General features: G+C 66.0%; 13 protein-coding genes. All 13 read left to right on the top strand.

Going from position 1 to position 15,727, the window contains the following annotated elements; all coding sequences use genetic code 11:
* Positions 1-621: 621 nt before the first annotated feature.
* The 13 genes from argG (at position 622) to ACPUD7_RS16620 (ending at position 15,376) form a co-directional block, all read left to right on the top strand.
* The gene (gene argG / locus ACPUD7_RS16680; protein ID WP_135539948.1) at positions 622-2,043 is read left to right on the top strand and encodes an argininosuccinate synthase; all 1,422 of its coding nucleotides are present in this window, start codon (positions 622-624) and stop codon (positions 2,041-2,043) included.
* A 374-nt stretch (positions 2,044-2,417) separates the two neighbouring features.
* Positions 2,418-3,596 (top strand): Gfo/Idh/MocA family protein, encoded by a 1,179-nt coding sequence (locus tag ACPUD7_RS16675; RefSeq protein WP_425120539.1) that lies wholly within the window; start codon positions 2,418-2,420, stop codon positions 3,594-3,596.
* Positions 3,593-4,621: a sugar phosphate isomerase/epimerase family protein gene (locus ACPUD7_RS16670; protein WP_425120538.1), complete on the top strand. Its 1,029-nt coding sequence runs from the start codon at positions 3,593-3,595 to the stop codon at positions 4,619-4,621. Before ACPUD7_RS16675 ends, ACPUD7_RS16670 begins: the two co-directional genes overlap by 4 nt.
* A 33-nt stretch (positions 4,622-4,654) precedes the next feature.
* Positions 4,655-5,422 (top strand): GntR family transcriptional regulator, encoded by a 768-nt coding sequence (locus ACPUD7_RS16665; RefSeq protein WP_425120537.1) that lies wholly within the window; start codon positions 4,655-4,657, stop codon positions 5,420-5,422.
* A gap of 250 nt (positions 5,423-5,672) precedes the next feature.
* Positions 5,673-6,665, top strand: coding sequence for a 5-dehydro-2-deoxygluconokinase (iolC, locus tag ACPUD7_RS16660; protein WP_425120536.1), 993 nt, complete (start codon positions 5,673-5,675; stop codon positions 6,663-6,665).
* Positions 6,662-7,588, top strand: a complete 927-nt coding sequence (locus ACPUD7_RS16655) for a Cgl0159 family (beta/alpha)8-fold protein (protein WP_425120535.1) — start codon at positions 6,662-6,664, stop codon at positions 7,586-7,588. Before iolC ends, ACPUD7_RS16655 begins: the two co-directional genes overlap by 4 nt.
* A complete protein-coding gene (iolB, locus tag ACPUD7_RS16650; RefSeq protein WP_425120534.1) occupies positions 7,585-8,508 on the top strand; it encodes a 5-deoxy-glucuronate isomerase in 924 nt (307 codons plus the stop codon). Before ACPUD7_RS16655 ends, iolB begins: the two co-directional genes overlap by 4 nt.
* Positions 8,509-8,536: 28 nt before the next feature.
* Entirely contained in the window at positions 8,537-10,441 is a 1,905-nt protein-coding gene (gene iolD, locus ACPUD7_RS16645; RefSeq protein WP_425120533.1) for a 3D-(3,5/4)-trihydroxycyclohexane-1,2-dione acylhydrolase (decyclizing), read from the top strand.
* A 56-nt stretch (positions 10,442-10,497) separates the two neighbouring features.
* On the top strand, positions 10,498-11,412 hold the full coding sequence (locus tag ACPUD7_RS16640) for a sugar phosphate isomerase/epimerase family protein (protein ID WP_425120532.1): 915 nt from the start codon (positions 10,498-10,500) through the stop codon (positions 11,410-11,412).
* 60 nt (positions 11,413-11,472) lie between these two features.
* On the top strand, positions 11,473-12,501 hold the full coding sequence (locus ACPUD7_RS16635) for a Gfo/Idh/MocA family protein (RefSeq protein WP_425120531.1): 1,029 nt from the start codon (positions 11,473-11,475) through the stop codon (positions 12,499-12,501).
* A 32-nt stretch (positions 12,502-12,533) separates the two neighbouring features.
* Positions 12,534-13,418, top strand: coding sequence for a sugar phosphate isomerase/epimerase family protein (locus ACPUD7_RS16630; RefSeq protein ID WP_425120530.1), 885 nt, complete (start codon positions 12,534-12,536; stop codon positions 13,416-13,418).
* 83 nt (positions 13,419-13,501) lie between these two features.
* Positions 13,502-14,917 carry a sugar porter family MFS transporter gene (locus ACPUD7_RS16625; protein WP_425120529.1) on the top strand — a complete coding sequence of 472 codons (1,416 nt, stop codon included), beginning with the start codon at positions 13,502-13,504 and terminating at the stop codon, positions 14,915-14,917.
* A 99-nt stretch (positions 14,918-15,016) separates the two neighbouring features.
* Entirely contained in the window at positions 15,017-15,376 is a 360-nt protein-coding gene (locus ACPUD7_RS16620) for a universal stress protein (RefSeq protein ID WP_425120528.1), read from the top strand.
* Positions 15,377-15,727: the final 351 nt, after the last annotated feature.

The following is a 15,727-nucleotide window of genomic DNA, read 5'->3' as shown; positions in this document are numbered from 1 at the left end:
GATCAGCTCAACCGGCGGCCCCGTAAGGTTCTGGAGTACGCGACTCCTGCTGAGGTGCTCGCCGGCATCGTGATGGAAAACGTAGGATAAACGCACCACGGTGTTGCACTAGAACCCTGAGCCCGCCCGGCAAAAAGTATCCGATAGCGACCTAACTTTCGACCCGAGTATCCGATAGCGACCAATATTCGCACGAAGCTACCGGGCCACCTGGCCGTCGCGAACCCACCTGGTCGCGAGGTTACCGGGCCGTCGCGCAGCCAACGGGCTACCGGGCCTCGGTGCCGCGGCGAGGCGGGCCCTACTCAGACCCCGAATTCGGAAGCGAAGACCCACCGCTGTGAGCGGCTTCGGTCAGGAGCGCTTCGAGGTCGCCGGAAGCCTCAGGGCGTACGGCGAACTGAGCCGCTGACGTCCTCTCGGTTCAGTCGCCGCAGGGAGAGCGCGGCGCGGGTCTGCGGCGAGGGTCCGCGGCGAGGGTCTGCAGCGCGGGTCTGCGGCGAGGGTGCACGGCGCGGGTCTGCGGCGCGCGAAGCGCAGACCGCGCCACCCAGCACATAAAAATACATAGCTATGCATAACCATTCGACACGTGAGTGATATGCCGTTAGGCTAGTGGACATGTCGAAAGTACTGTCTTCGCTCCCAGTCGGTGAGCACGTTGGAATCGCCTTCTCCGGCGGCCTGGACACCTCCTGCGCTGTTGCGTGGATGCGTCACAAGGGCGCCGTCCCCTGCACGTACACGGCCGACATCGGCCAGTACGACGAACCGGATCTGGAGTCGGTGACCGAACGCGCCAAGGAGTACGGTGCCGAGATCGCCCGCTTCGTCGACGCCAAGCGCCTGCTCGTCGAAGAGGGCTTCGTCGCCCTCCAGTGCGGCGCCTTCAACGTCCGCTCCGGCGGCAAGACCTACTTCAACACCACCCCGCTGGGCCGCGCGGTCACCGGCACCATGCTCGTGCGGGCCATGAAGGACGACGGCGTCGACATCTGGGGCGACGGCTCGACCTACAAGGGCAACGACATCGAGCGCTTCTACCGCTACGGCCTCATGGCGAACCCGAAGCTGCGCATCTACAAACCCTGGCTCGACTCGGAATTCGTCGAGGAGCTCGGCGGCCGGCAGGAGATGAGCGAATGGCTCGTCGAACACGGCTACCCCTACCGCGACTCCGCGGAGAAGGCCTACTCGACGGATGCGAACATCTGGGGCGCCACCCACGAGGCGAAGACCCTGGAGTTCCTCGACGCCGGCCTCGACATCGTCGAACCGATCATGGGCGTGGCCGCCTGGCGCGAAGACGTCGAGGTCAAGACCGAAGAGGTCTCGGTCCGCTTCGAGGCCGGCCGCCCTGTCGCCATCAACGGCGAGGAGTTCGACGACCCGGTGGCGCTGGTCTTCAAGGCCAATGAGATCGGCGGCCGCCACGGACTCGGCGTCTCCGACCAGATCGAGAACCGCATCATCGAGGCGAAGTCCCGCGGCATCTACGAGGCCCCGGGCATGGCGCTGCTGCATGTGACCTACGAACGCCTCCTCAACGCCATCCACAACGAGGACACCATCGCCCTCTACCACGAAGAGGGCCGTCGCCTGGGCCGCCGCATGTACGAAGGCCGCTGGCTCGACCCGCAGTCGCTCATGCTGCGCGAATCCATGCAGCGGTGGGTCGCCTCGGCGATCACCGGCGAGGTCACCCTGCGCCTGCGCCGCGGCGACGACTACACGATCGTCAACACCGAAGGCCCGAACCTGTCCTACCACCCGGAGAAGCTGTCGATGGAGCGCGTGGGCGACGCCGCCTTCGGCCCCGAAGACCGCATCGGCCAGATGACCATGCGCAACCTCGACATCGCCGACTCGCGCGCCCGTCTCGAGCAGTACGCGGCCATGGGCATCGTGTCCGGCCCGACCTCGGAGCTCGTGGGCTCGCTGGAGGCAGGCGGTGCGGAGGAGATCGCGAACTCCGGCGCCGAGGTGGATGAAGCCGGCGACCTCGCCGGACTGTCCGCGGCCTTCGACGCCGGCACGGACTGAGTTCCGCGCCGGACGGTTCGAGAGCTTCCGGAGACACTGCGCAGCATGAGACTCGCGGCCTCCGGCTGAGAACTGGAAGCGGCCGGCAGGTGCGCTCCACGATCTGATGGATCTTGGGGCTCACCTGCCGGCCGCTTCTTCTATTCACTGCCTGCGCGACTTCCGCGGGGGCAACCCCAACAATTTTCATGTAATGACAAATAATGCTTTGAATTCTCTTTTGACCTGACAAATTTGCCTGTAGCGTGGTGACTGCTTCCCGCCCAGGGAACGACGGAGAGCACTGCTCGTCCATGCGCGCCCATTGCACGCACCGACGAAGCGCGCGCCTCACGTGCAGCACAGACACCCGCATGCATTCGAAGGAGAATCCCATGCCCCAGCGACTCGGAATCGCGGTCATCGGTGCCGGAATGGCCGGTCGAGCACACGCCGCTGCCTGGCGAGCCGCCCCTGCCGCCGGAATCGGAAGCCTGCCGGACCTCGAACTCGTCTCCGTCTGCGACATCGCCGGCGATCTTGCCGCAGCCACCGCCTCGCGGTACGGGTTCACCCGTCATGACACCGACTGGCAGCACATCGTCGACGCCGATGACATCGTCAGCGTCGTCGTCGCCAACTCCCTCCATCAGCAGATCGTCGAAGCCCTGCTGGCCGCGGGCAAGCACGTCCTGTGCGAGAAACCGCTGACCGACACCGTCACCGACGCCGAATCCATGGTCGCCGCCGCGAACGACGCAGACTCTGTCGCGCGCCTCGGCTTCACCTTCCGACGCACACCGGGCCTCGCCGCGATCAAGGACTTCATCAACGACGGCACTCTGGGCGAGGTCCACCACATCAACGCCTGGTACTGGACCGATTACGCCTGCTCCCCCACTGCCCCGATGAGCTGGCGCTACCGCGGCGAACTCGGCAGCGGAGCTCTTGCCGATGTCGGCAGCCACCTCACCGACACCGTCGAATTCCTCGCCGGGCCCATCCGGAAGGTCTCCGGCGGACGTTTCCACACCGCCATCACCTCCCGCCCGCTCCCGCTGGGTCACGTGGTCGGACACGACCACGCCGAGGTCAGCGACGAATACGAGCCGGTCGGCAACGACGACTACGCCGGATTCAGCGTCGAATTCCCCACCGGGGCCGGTTTCCTCCAAGTCTCGCGGATCGCCGCGGGCCACCCCAACAGCCTCGGAGTCGAAGTCTTCTGCGCCAACGGCTCCGCCGGCTTCGACTTCCGCTTCCCCGGCCAGATCGTCCTCAACCGCAGCATCGACGACGCGGCGGCCACCGGATTGACGACGATACAGCTGGGACCCGAGCACCCCTATATCGCGAACGGGCTGGCAATGGCCGCGCCCGGAGTGGGAGTGGGCCAAAACGACGGGTTCGTCTTCCAGGCCCGGGCCTTCCTCGATGAGGTCGCCGGCATCGCCGAGGCGGACTCCCTGCCTCGCTGTGCACCATTCTCCGATGGCCTGCATGCACTCCAGGTCCGAGATGCGGTCATCGACTCGGCCAACGACAACGGACATGAGAAAGAGGTTCAGTCATGAAATTCGGCGCCTACACAGCCATCCTGCACGACCGCCCGCTGCCCGAGGCCCTGACCGTGCTCAGAGAGCTCGGCCTCAGCGCGGCAGAGATCAACGTCGGCGGATTCCTCCCACCCGTCCATATGCCGACGATCGATGACATCCTCACCTCCGATGATGCGCGAGACGAGTACCTCGGCACCTTCGCCGAGGCGGGGGTCGAGCTGGCGGGCCTCAATGCCAATGGCAACCCGCTCCACCCCGATCCGCAGATCGGCCCGCCGACGCTGAGCGACATCGAACGTGCCATCGCCGTGGCGAACCGGCTCGGTCAGACTCGAGTGGTGACGATGTCCGGACTGCCGGGCGCGGACGCCTCGGCACCCAAACCGACGTGGGTCGTCAACCCCTGGGAGTCCTCACTGCTCGACACACTCGACGAACAGTGGGCCGCAGCCACCCCGATCTGGGCAGATCTCGATCGGCTCGCCGGCGACAATGGTGTGAAGATCGCCATCGAAATGCATCCGCACAACCTCGTATTCAATCCCGCCACACTCGAGCGTCTCGTCGAGAGCATCGGGGCTAAGAACGTCGGCGCGGAGATGGATCCCTCCCATCTGTTCTGGCAGGGCATCGATCCGGTCGCAGCGATCGAGCACCTCGGCGAACTCGTCGTCCATGCCGCGGCCAAGGATGTGCGCATCAACGAGGCCGCGAAGATCCACGGCGTCCTCGACGATCGGCACACGCGATTCACCGGCGAGCGGATCACCGAGCTCCGAGGCGGTGCCGCGATCAACGCATGGCCGCTGGGCTCCTCGTGGGACTTCGTCGCCCTTGGTCATGGCCACGACCAGGATTTCTGGAACCGGTTCATCTCGGCCCTGAAGAAGGTCGACCCGGACATCGCTGTGCACATCGAGCACGAAGACGAATCCCTGGGACGCATCGAGGGGCTGCAGACCGCCGCCGAGGTTCTGCTCACCGCTGCCGAGTCGGCGAATTCAGCGGGTCAGCCCTCGTCGGCTGCTCCCGCCGAGTAAGCTCAGACGCAGACCACGACAGGACAGGAGCACATGGCACGCGAACCCGAGACCGAACTGCCGGCAGAGTTCTTCGGTCCCCTCGATCGCTCCCCCGGAGCCGTGCCGCTCTATGTCCAGATCGCCCGCAGACTGGAAGCGGCGATCTCCTCCGGCCAGCTCATCGCCGGAACCCGGCTCGAGAACGAGGTGGCGATGGCCAAACGGATCGGCCTGTCACGGCCGACCGTGCGCCAGGCGATCCAAGACCTTGTGGACAAAGGGCTGCTGGTGCGCAGACGCGGAATCGGAACCCAGGTGATCCAGCGCCCCGTTGCCAGGCCCGTCGATCTCACCAGCCTCTACGAGGACCTCGAGAAGTCGGGCAATCCGCCGAAGACCGTCGTCCTCTCCCACCGGGTCGAAGCCGCAGACGCCGACAATGCCGAGAGGCTGGGGGTGCCCGTCGGGTCCCCCTGCCTGCATCTGCGGCGCCTGCGCCTCGTCGGGTCGACGCCGCTGGCCATCCTGCACAATGTCCTGCCCGCCCGGTTCACCGATATCACCGCCGAGGAGCTCGTGAGCTCCGGCCTCTACGAAACCCTGCGGGCGCGCGGAGTCGTGTTCTCCGTGGCCCAACAGCGAATCGGCGCGAAGGCCGCCGATGCGCAGGAGGGCGAGCTCCTGGAGATCGAAACGGGTGCGCCGCTGTTGACGATGCACCGCACCGCGCACGACCACAGCGGAGGGATCGTCGAATGGGGCGATCACTGCTATCGCCCCGACCTCTACTCGTTCGAGACGACCCTCGTCTCCCGCTGATCGCCGAGCCCCCAAGGCCGCACCGAACCCTCGCCCCCATCCGCCGACCTGCGCACCCTCGCGGGCGCTGCCTCCGGCCGCTCATCCGCTTCGAACTGCCGTCAGACCCCTCCGAGGACTCCGAAACAGCAAGGATTGCCCAGAAGGGGTGACGACGCGAACAAACAATGCTAATGTCATGACAAATACTTTGTCCTGACAAAGGATCGATCCGCATCGGCACAGCAGCCGCGGGGAAGGAATGACGAGAATGACCTCATCGCCTGGCTCGGCTCCTCGAACCTCATCGTTCGACCTCATCACCATCGGACGCATCGGCGTCGACATCTATCCGCTGCAGGACGGCGTCGGCCTCGAAGAGGTCGAGACCTTCGGCAAGTACCTCGGCGGCTCCGCCTCGAACGTCGCCGTCGCCGCAGCCAAACACGGCCTCGACGCCGCCGTCATCACCGCCACCGGCGATGACCCCTTCGGCCGGTACCTGCACAACGAGGTCGCCCGCCTCGGCGTCGACAACCGCTGGGTCGGCACGAACCCGAACTACAACACCCCCGTAACCTTCTGCGAGATCTTCCCGCCCGACGACTTCCCGCTCTACTTCTACCGCGACCCCAAGGCGCCGGACCTCGATCTGACCGAGTCCGACCTCGACCTCGAGGCGGTCGCCTCGGCGAAGATCTTCTGGTCCACCGTCACCGGGCTGAGCGTCGAACCCAGCCGCAGCACCCATCACGCCGCCTGGGCGGCGCGGGGGCGCGCCGAGCACACCGTCCTCGACCTCGACTACCGACCGATGTTCTGGCAGAGCCCGGAGATCGCCAGCGCCGAGGTGGGGCGCGCACTCGAACACGTCACCGTGGCCGTGGGCAACCGTGAGGAATGCGAGATCGCCGTCGGCGAGACCGAACCCGAGCGGGCCGCCGACGCACTGCTCGAGCGCGGCGTCGAACTCGCCATCGTCAAGCAGGGTCCCAAGGGCGTGCTCGCGAAGACCGCCGACGAGCGGGTCGAAGTTCCGCCCTACCCCGTCGACGTCACGAACGGCCTCGGTGCCGGTGACGGCTTCGGCGGCGCACTGTGCCAGGGGCTGCTGGCCGGCTGGGACCTCGAATACGTGCTGAAGTTCGCCAATGTCGCCGGCGCCATCGTGGCCACCCGCCGCGAATGCTCGACCGCGATGCCCGCCACCGAAGAGATCACTGCCGTGATCGGCACCAACGACCAGAAGGAAACCCGCGCATGACATCGGACGCCCCCTCCCTCGACATTGTCACCGACGATGCCATCGCCGAACTGCGCGAGGCCCGTTTCACCGACCCCGGTGCCATCTCCCGAGCCTGGGCCTCCCGCTCCCGCCGCAGCATCAGCGGTCCGGATTCCCGTCTGTTCATCGTCGCTGCCGACCACCCCGCACGCGGGGCCATGAAGGTCGGAGACGATCCGCTGGCCATGGCCGACCGTGTCGATCTCGTCGCCCGGCTGGCCACCGCACTCTCTCGGCCCGGAGTCGACGGAGTGCTGGCCACCGCGGAGATCCTCGACGACCTCGCCTTCCTCGGGCACCTCGAGAACAAGCTGGCCGTGGGCTCGATGAACCGCGGCGGACTGGCCGGCTCCAGTTTCGAGATCGACGACCGCTTCACCGGTCACACCGTCGAGCGCATGTCCCGCGACGGAATCGACCTCGCCAAGACCCTGCTGCGGATCAATCTCGCGGACCCCGCCACCACCTCGGCGCTCATGGCCAATGCCGCAGCCGTGAACGCCTGCGCAGACGCCGATCTGCCGGTGATGCTCGAGCCGTTCATGAGCGAATGGGTCGACGGCAAGGTGCGCAATGTGCTCACCCCCGAAGCCGTCATCCGATCGATCGGCATCGCGCAGGGGCTCGGCACGACCTCGACCCACACTTGGCTGAAGATCCCCGTCGTCGACGACATGGAGCAGGTCATGGCAGCGACGACTCTGCCGACCCTGCTGCTCGGAGGCGAGCGCTCGGACGATCCCGAGGCGACCTTCCGCAGCTGGGAGAATGCCCTGGCACTGCCCGGTGTGCGCGGCCTCGTCATCGGCCGTTCGGTCGTCTACCCGGCCGACGGCGATGTCATCGGCTCCGTCGACCGCGCCGCCGCACTGGTCCACAGCACAGAAAGGATTCCGGCATGATCAACGAATGGTTCTACCCCCGCGGAGAGCTCGCCAGGGACGGCTTCGAGTCCGTCGTCGATTCGACTCTTCCGGGGTGGGCGCACACCGGGTTCCGCGCCGCCACGCTCGGCGGAGACCAGCCGAGCTCGGTCGAACTCGCCGCCGAGGCGGTCGAGAGGGTCTTCGTGCCGCTGGCCGGTGAGTCCTTCACCGTCGACTACGTCCTCGCCGACGGCACCACCGGCAGCCAGGAGCTGGCCGGTCGGACCTCGGTCTTCCACGGACCGGCCGACTGTCTCTACCTACCCACCGGCACCAGTGCCACGGTCACCTCGGCGAGCGGTCGGATCTCGGTCTCCGAAGCACCGACGACGGAGACGCGCCCCGTCCAGCACCTCCCCGCTGCCGAGGTCCCGGTCGAACTGCGCGGTTCGGGAATCTCGAGCCGACAGGTCCACAACTTCGCGACTCCGGCGGGCCTCGACTGTGTGAAGATCATCGCCTGCGAGGTCATCACTCCGGGAGGCAACTGGTCGTCCTATCCGCCTCACAAGCACGACGAGGCGATCGCCGGTTCCGAGTCCCGCCTCGAGGAGATCTACTACTTCGAGACCGCGGTTTCGCGTGCCTCGAACGCCCCGACCGAGGCCGATCCCTTCTCCCTGTTCTCGACCTACTCCTCGGCCGCCGGCGAGATCACCACCTCGGCGACGGTGCGCACAGGCGATATCGCCCTCGTCCCCTACGGGTACCACGGCCCCCTCGCCGCCGCACCCGGCTATGACAACTACTACCTCAATGTCATGGCCGGCCCCGATGACGAACGCATCTGGCTCATCAGCGACGACCCCGCCCACGGCTGGGTCCGCGAGGAATGGAACGACCTCGAGTTCGACTCTCGGCTGCCCTACACCGTGGACGAACAGAACCCCGCCTAGAGACATCAGACTTCGAAGGAGAAGTGACATGACTGTGACGATGACCGTGGCTCAGGCGCTGACGACCTTCCTGTCCCGTCAGTACACCGTCGACGGAGACATCCGCCAGCGCACGATCGCGGGGATGTTCGGCATCTTCGGGCACGGCAATATCGCAGGCATGGGCCAGGCTCTGCGTCAGCTCAGCCACGATGAGCCCGACGCGATGCCCTATCACCAGGCCCGCAACGAACAGGCGATGGTCCATCAGGCCGCAGGCTATGCGAGGATGAATCGTCGACGCTCGACCTTCGCAGCGGCCGCTTCGGTGGGGCCGGGTGCGGCGAACATGCTCACCGGAGCGGCCCTGGCCACGGCCAATCGTCTGCCGGTCCTGCTGTTGCCCTCGGACACCTTCGCGACCCGCGTCTCCGATCCGGTGCTCCAGCAGCTCGAACACCCCCACGACACATCGTTACAGGTCACGGACGCGTTCCGACCGCTGTCCCGCTACTTCGACCGAGTCGAACGCGGCGAGCAGCTGTTCTCCATCGCGCTGGCGGCCATGCGGGTGCTCACCGATCCTGCCGAAACTGGTGCGGTCACGATCGCACTGCCCGAAGACGTCCAAGCCGAAACCGTCGAGGTCCCGGATGAATTCCTGACCGAACGAGACTGGCACATCCGGCGGCCCCTTCCCGAGCCCGGCCCACTCGAGCGTGCCGCCGCAGCGATCCGCGGGGCCGAGCGACCGCTGATCGTCGCCGGCGGCGGAGTGCTCTACTCCGCAGCCGAGGAAGAGCTGTGCTCCTTCGCCGAGGCGACCGGCATCCCCGTTGCCACCACCCAAGCCGGCGGTGGAGTGCTCGACCACGATCACCCGCTCAACCTCGGCGGGATCGGAGCAACGGGGTCGTCCGCGGCCAACCGGATCGCCGCCTCGGCGGACGTCGTCATCGGCATCGGCACTCGCTACAGCGATTTCACGACGTCGAGCCGAAGCGCCTTCGCCGATCCCGATGTCAGCTTCGTCAACCTCAACGTCGCAAGCTTCGATGCCTACAAGCACGGCAGCCGCTACCCCATCGTCGCCGACGCCCATGCCGGACTGGTGGGACTGAGCGAGCACCTGGATGAGTTCCGAGTGGGCGAGGACCATACGCGCCGGATCGATGCCGAACGCAGGAACTGGGTCGCCGAGGTCGATGCGGCCGTGGCGCCCACGCCCGCAGAACTGCCGGGCCAGCCCGAGATCATCGGTGCGGTCAACCGAGCTGTCGGTCCACGCGATGTCGTCATCCAAGCCGCCGGCTCCCTGCCGGGTGACCTGCAGAAGCTCTGGCGCACCCGGGACGCCCTGGGCTATCACGTCGAATACGCGTTCTCCTGTATGGGATACGAGATCGCCGGAGGCCTGGGAGTCCGGCGCGCCATCGAGGCCGCCGGTGATGACCGTGAGGCCGTCGTCATGGTCGGCGACGGCTCCTACCTCATGCTCCACACGGAACTCGTGACCGCCGTGGCCGAGGGCCTCAAGCTCATCGTCGTCCTCATCCAGAATCACGGCTATGCCTCGATCGGACACCTGTCGGAGACAGTTGGTGCACCCCGATTCGGCACCTGGTACCGCAGATACGACGCCGACTCCCCGGAGTTCCGCACCGACGAAATCCTGCCCGTCGACCTCGCAGCGAACGCTCGCTCCTACGGCGTCGACGTCGTCGAGATCGACCCCGGCCCCTCGGCGAGCACTCGCCTCGCCGAGGCCGTGGAGGCCGCCCGTGCGGCCGAGACCTCGACGCTCATCCACATCAACTCGGATCCGCTCGCCTATGCCCCTGAAGGCGAAGGGTGGTGGGACGTGCCGGTCGCCGCCGCATCGACCATGGACGACACCCGAACGGCCCGCTCTGCCTACGAGGACGAGCGAAGCCACCAACGGCCTCTGCTGTAGCCAGCCGATCGCCCAGAGCACGAAGACCACCGACAGCCGACCACAAGGACAGGACAATGACAACGCAGTCACTTCGCATCGGCACAGCACCAGACTCCTGGGGCGTGTGGTTGCCAGACCACCCGGGACAGGTCCCCTGGCGGCGCTTCCTCGATGAAGTCGTCGAGGCGGGATACACCTGGATCGAGCTCGGCCCCTACGGCTACCTGCCGACGAATCCCGAGCAGCTGCGCGAGGAGCTCGGCTCGCGGGGACTCAAACTCTCCGGCGGCACGGTATTCACCGGTTTCCACAAGACGGATGACCAGTTCGAGCGGGCCTGGAAGCAGGCCGAGGCGGTCGCCGCACTCACTGCCGAACTCGGCGGTGAGCACATCGTCGTCATCCCCGATCTGTGGCGTTCGGACACGAGCGGCCAGGCCCTCGAACCGCGGACGCTCGATGACGAGCAGTGGTCGCGCATGGCCGCCGGCCACGACGCACTCGGCAAGGCCCTGTACGAAGAGTTCGGTCTCCGCCAGCAGTTCCACTCGCATGCCGACTCCCATGTCGGCACACATTCGGAAGTCGAACGCTTCCTCGAACTCACCGATGAGCGGTACACGAACCTCTGCCTCGACACGGGACACTTCTCGTACTACGGCGGGGACAACCTCAGACTCATCCACGACCACCCCTCGCGCATCGGCTATCTTCACCTCAAGCAGGTCGATCCGGTTCGGATCTTCGACGTCCTCAACTCCGATACACCGTTCGGCGACGCGGTCGCGCAGGGAATCATGGTCGAGCCCGATCAGGGGATCCCTCCGCTCGACCCGATCATCGACGCCGTCGCGGCTCTCGACGAGAACACCTTCGCCATCGTCGAACAGGACATGTTCGGCTGCAGCGTCGACGCCCCGTTCCCGATCGCCGAACGGACGCTGAAGACGATCCTCGCGTCCACGGACGCCGCGGTCGTCGACCACTGACCCAGCTCATCGCCGCTCGATCCCACACACCGACAAGCCCGCAGCCCCACAGGAGAGACAATGACCGTGACAAACCCGCCCGAAGATTTCCGCGTCGGCATCGTCGGTGCCGGAATGATGGGCGCAGACCACGTCAAACGCATCACCTCGACGATCAGCGGGGCCACGGTCTCCGCCGTCGTCGACCCCGATGAGTCCCGGCTCGCCTCGGCGCTGGAGAACGCCCCCGGAGCCGTCGGCTGCTCCCGCATCGAAGACGCTCTCGAGGCCGGAGTGGTCGACGGGGTCCTCATCGCGACCCCCGGGTTCCTCCACGAACCCGTGCTGCTGCCCAGCCTCGAGGCCGGTCTCCCGATCCTGTGCGAGAAGCCTCTGACCCCGGACCCGGACTCCTCGTGGCGGATCCTCGAAGCCGAGCAGGCCACCGGCCGCCACCTCATCCAAGTCGGGTTCATGCGTCGTTTCGATCCCGAATACCGGCAGCTGCGCGAGCTCATCGACTCGGAGCAGGCCGGTGAGCTGCTCATGCTCCGCTGCGCCCATCGCAACCCGTCGGTCCCGGACTCCTACATGCAGGAGTCGCTCATCAACGACTCCGTCGTCCACGAATTCGACGTCGTACCCTGGCTGGCCGATTCCCCCATCCGCAGCCTCGAGGTCAAGCACGCTCGCCGCAATCGGCTCACGCCCGAACGCCTCCAGGAGCCGATCCTCGTACTCATGGAGCTGGCCAATGGCACGCTCGTCGATCTCGAGATGAACGTCAGCGTGCAGTTCGGCTATCAGGTGACCACCGAGGCCGTCTTCGATTCCGGAATCGCCCGCATCGGTGAACCCACCGGCCTGCAGCTGTGGCATCAGGGGCGTTCGGGAATCGCCGAACATGCAGACTTCACCACCCGTTTCCGGACGGCCTACGACGATCAGGTTCAGGCCTGGGTCGACGCGGCGCGCACGGGCGGCATCGCCGGCCCATCTGCCTGGGACGGCTACAAGGTGGCCGTGGCCTGCCGGGAAGGCGTCGCCTCCCTGCTCGACGGCAGACCGCGCACACTCGATCTGCCCGACACCCCTGACTTCTACCTCTGACCGACCGGCCCTCACGAACGCTTGGAGTATCAATGAAGATCGCCTACGATCCCACACCGCTGCACCACACGCACCGCCTGCTCGACTTCCCGGCCGTGACCGCCGACCTCGGATTCGACCATCTGCAGCTGACACCGCATCCGGACTTCGCCACCCACTTCCGATACCCGAAGATGGATCGCGCGCTCATCCGCCGCTTCGGGCAGGCCGTCGATGCCGCAGGGATCACGGTGCCCGCCCTGCTGCCCGTGCAGCGGATCGCCTGGCCGGATGAGGGCAAACGCGTCGCGGCGGTGAAGAACTTCCGCCGCGTCATCGAGATCGCCATCGACCTCGGCGTGACGACCATCAACACGGAATTCAGCGGTCGCCCGGAATCCTTCGAGGACTCCGAAGAGTCCTTCTACCGTTCGATGGACGAACTGCTGCCCATCGTCGAGAAGGAGGGGCTGAGGCTCAACTTCGACCCCCACCCCGACGACTTCGTCGAGGACGGGCACGAAGCCTGGCGAGTCCTGCGCGGTCTCGACTCCGAAGCGATCGGCTTCGTCTACGTCGCCTCGCACACCTTCCACTACGGCGACTGCCTCGCCACCCTGGCCGAGGAGCTCGGCGACCGACTGCGTGCCGTCTACATCTCCGATGCCTTCGACCACCGCGCCTCGCACGGGCTGCGGTATATCGCGAACCCGCCGACCACCTCGGCGCGGGTGCATCAGCATCTCAAGGTCGGGGACGCCGACGTCGATTTCGACGCTCTCTTCGGCGTGCTGAACGCAACCGGGTTCCTCGCCCGCGAAGACTCTCTCCTCGTGTCCAATGTGTTCGGGGAGAACGAGAACAATGACGCCGTCAGCCGATTCCAGAAACAGCGGATCGATGAACTCATCTCCGCACAGGGAGGTCCCACCGGCTGAGGCGGCGCGCAGCCACCGTCGAATCGCATCGAGAAGTTCGAGACCGAAGCATCGGAAAATCATTCAAAGGAGAGTGAACGTTCATGAGCGGAGAAGGCAAGAGTCTGGTCGATCTTCCACCGGACACGAAGGGACCACACACCACACGCCTGGGCATCATCGCCGTCGTCGCCACATTCGGCGGCCTGCTGTTCGGCTATGACACCGGCGTCGTCAACGGGGCCCCCGAGCCCCTCACCCACGATTTCGGTCTGACACCGCGGACCGAGGGACTCGTCGTCAGCTTCCTCACCATCGGTGCGGCCTTCGGCGCCGTCATCGGCGGTCGACTCTCCGATGCCTTCGGACGCCGATCGAACATCCTGCTGCTCGCCTGCTTCTTCATCGTCGGGACCCTGGCCTGTGCACTGTCACCCAATTGGCAGTTCCTCGCCGGGGCACGCTTCTTCCTCGGATTGGCTGTGGGCGCAGCATCGACGACAGTGCCCGTCTACCTGGCCGAACTCGCGCCCTTCGAACGGCGCGGCTCACTGGTCACCCGCAACGAGGTGATGATCGTCGTCGGCCAGTTCGCGGCCTTCGTCATCAACGCGGTCATCTTCAACGTCTGGGGAGAGCACGAGGGCGTATGGCGCTTTATGCTCGCCGTCGCCGTTCTGCCCGCCATCGCACTGCTCATCGGCATGCTCTTCCTTCCCGAGAGCCCCCGCTGGCTGATCTCGAAGAACCGCGATGATCAGGCTCTCGGCGTGCTCAAGCAAGTTCGTTCGGATGATCGCGCCGAGGCGGAGATGCGCGAAGTCGAACTGCTGGCAGAACAGGAAGAGGTCGCCAAGACCGGCGGTGTCTCGGACCTCGCATCGAAATGGGTGCTGCGCCTTGTCCTCATCGGCGTCGGCTTGGGCATCGCCCAGCAGCTGACGGGCATCAACTCCGTGATGTACTACGGGACGCAGCTGCTCACCGATGCGGGCTTCTCCGCCGATGCAGCGATCATCGCGAACACGCTCAACGGTCTCTTCTCCGTCATCGGCGTCACCGTCGGCATCCTGCTCATCAACAAGCTGCCGCGCAGATTCATGCTCTTGGGCGGATTCACGCTCACCAGCACGTTCCACCTGCTGATCGGCCTGTCCGCGGTGTTCCTGCCCGACGGAATGGGCAAGGCCTACACGATCCTCGTGTTCGTCGTGCTGTTCGTCTTCTCCATGCAGGGAACCCTGGGACCGCTCGTGTGGCTCATGCTTGCCGAGATCTTCCCGCTGAAGATCCGTTCGTTCGCAATGGGCATCTGCGTCTTCGCCCTCTGGCTGGCCAATGCCGCCGTCGCACAGTTCTTCCCGAGCGTGGTCAGCGGACTCGGAATCTCGAACACGTTCTTCCTCTTCGCCGGGCTCGGCGTGCTCGCTCTCATCTTCATCTACTTCATGGTTCCCGAAACCAGGAACAAGACGCTCGAAGACCTCGAAGCGGAATTCCGTTCGAAGTACGGGCAGTGAAGCCCGCCCGGCAGCGCTCTATTGGGCGCGTGCCCGGAACATCAGGCATTCTGACGGTCAGAGTCTGATCTGACGGTCATCGACGAGAAGGAGAAACCCATGTCCATCATGGTGGCAGTACCCGACAGCAACGCGGCTCCGGCAGCGATCACCGCGGCGATCGAAGAGGCAAAGCGGTTCGGCACCGACCTCGTCGTCATCTCGCTCGGCATCCAATCCGATTTCGACACCGCGGCATTCGATGAGTCCGGAGTTCCGTATCAGGTGATCGGACGTCAGGGGCGTGGCGACAGAGACCCCGCCGAGGCGGTCCTCGACGAGCTCGACGAGCACCCTGAGATCATCCGCCTCGTCATCGGGATGCGCCGCCGGTCCCGAGTGGGCAAGATGCTCATCGGCTCGGTGAGCCAGCGCCTCCTGCTCGACTCGCCGGTCCCGGTTCTCGCCGTCAAGGGCTGAGAACTGAAAGCTCCGGTGGCGGGCCGAGCGGGTACGCACCCGCTCGGTCTGTCGACGTGAGCGCAGGGCGTCGCGGCTGGTCGGTCGGCGTGGCTGCCGGTCCTTTACCACTCACCGGCTCGCGCCGCTACGTGAGGTATCCCTCCGGCCGAGGTCCTCCTCAACGTCCTCACACAGGGCTATTCTGGGACTGGATCGCGCAGAACCGGGCTCTTCGCCCGCCCCGATCCCGCCGCACGCCATCGCTGTCGCCGCCGACAGCGAAAGCAGCCGGCAGAATGCGAACACAGACGGCATCAGGCGCACACCGAATGACACCCAAGGATGCCCCATGCCCAGTACGTCAAGCAC

The organism is Brevibacterium sp. FAM 24630 (assembly GCF_049804075.1).
GTDB lineage: Bacteria > Actinomycetota > Actinomycetes > Actinomycetales > Brevibacteriaceae > Brevibacterium.
The sequence above is the reverse complement of the archived record's forward strand: the minus strand, read 5'-3'. Positions and strand labels throughout refer to the sequence as shown.

What these genes read in the sequence shown, in the direction of transcription:
- argG (WP_135539948.1), top strand. Translation starts at nt 622, where the DNA reads ATGTCGAAAGTACTGTCTTCGCTCCCAGTCGGTGAGCACGTTGGAATC.
- ACPUD7_RS16675 (WP_425120539.1), top strand. Translation starts at nt 2,418, where the DNA reads ATGCCCCAGCGACTCGGAATCGCGGTCATCGGTGCCGGAATGGCCGGT.
- ACPUD7_RS16670 (WP_425120538.1), top strand. Translation starts at nt 3,593, where the DNA reads ATGAAATTCGGCGCCTACACAGCCATCCTGCACGACCGCCCGCTGCCC.
- ACPUD7_RS16665 (WP_425120537.1), top strand. Translation starts at nt 4,655, where the DNA reads ATGGCACGCGAACCCGAGACCGAACTGCCGGCAGAGTTCTTCGGTCCC.
- iolC (WP_425120536.1), top strand. Translation starts at nt 5,673, where the DNA reads ATGACCTCATCGCCTGGCTCGGCTCCTCGAACCTCATCGTTCGACCTC.
- ACPUD7_RS16655 (WP_425120535.1), top strand. Translation starts at nt 6,662, where the DNA reads ATGACATCGGACGCCCCCTCCCTCGACATTGTCACCGACGATGCCATC.
- iolB (WP_425120534.1), top strand. Translation starts at nt 7,585, where the DNA reads ATGATCAACGAATGGTTCTACCCCCGCGGAGAGCTCGCCAGGGACGGC.
- iolD (WP_425120533.1), top strand. Translation starts at nt 8,537, where the DNA reads ATGACTGTGACGATGACCGTGGCTCAGGCGCTGACGACCTTCCTGTCC.
- ACPUD7_RS16640 (WP_425120532.1), top strand. Translation starts at nt 10,498, where the DNA reads ATGACAACGCAGTCACTTCGCATCGGCACAGCACCAGACTCCTGGGGC.
- ACPUD7_RS16635 (WP_425120531.1), top strand. Translation starts at nt 11,473, where the DNA reads ATGACCGTGACAAACCCGCCCGAAGATTTCCGCGTCGGCATCGTCGGT.
- ACPUD7_RS16630 (WP_425120530.1), top strand. Translation starts at nt 12,534, where the DNA reads ATGAAGATCGCCTACGATCCCACACCGCTGCACCACACGCACCGCCTG.
- ACPUD7_RS16625 (WP_425120529.1), top strand. Translation starts at nt 13,502, where the DNA reads ATGAGCGGAGAAGGCAAGAGTCTGGTCGATCTTCCACCGGACACGAAG.
- ACPUD7_RS16620 (WP_425120528.1), top strand. Translation starts at nt 15,017, where the DNA reads ATGTCCATCATGGTGGCAGTACCCGACAGCAACGCGGCTCCGGCAGCG.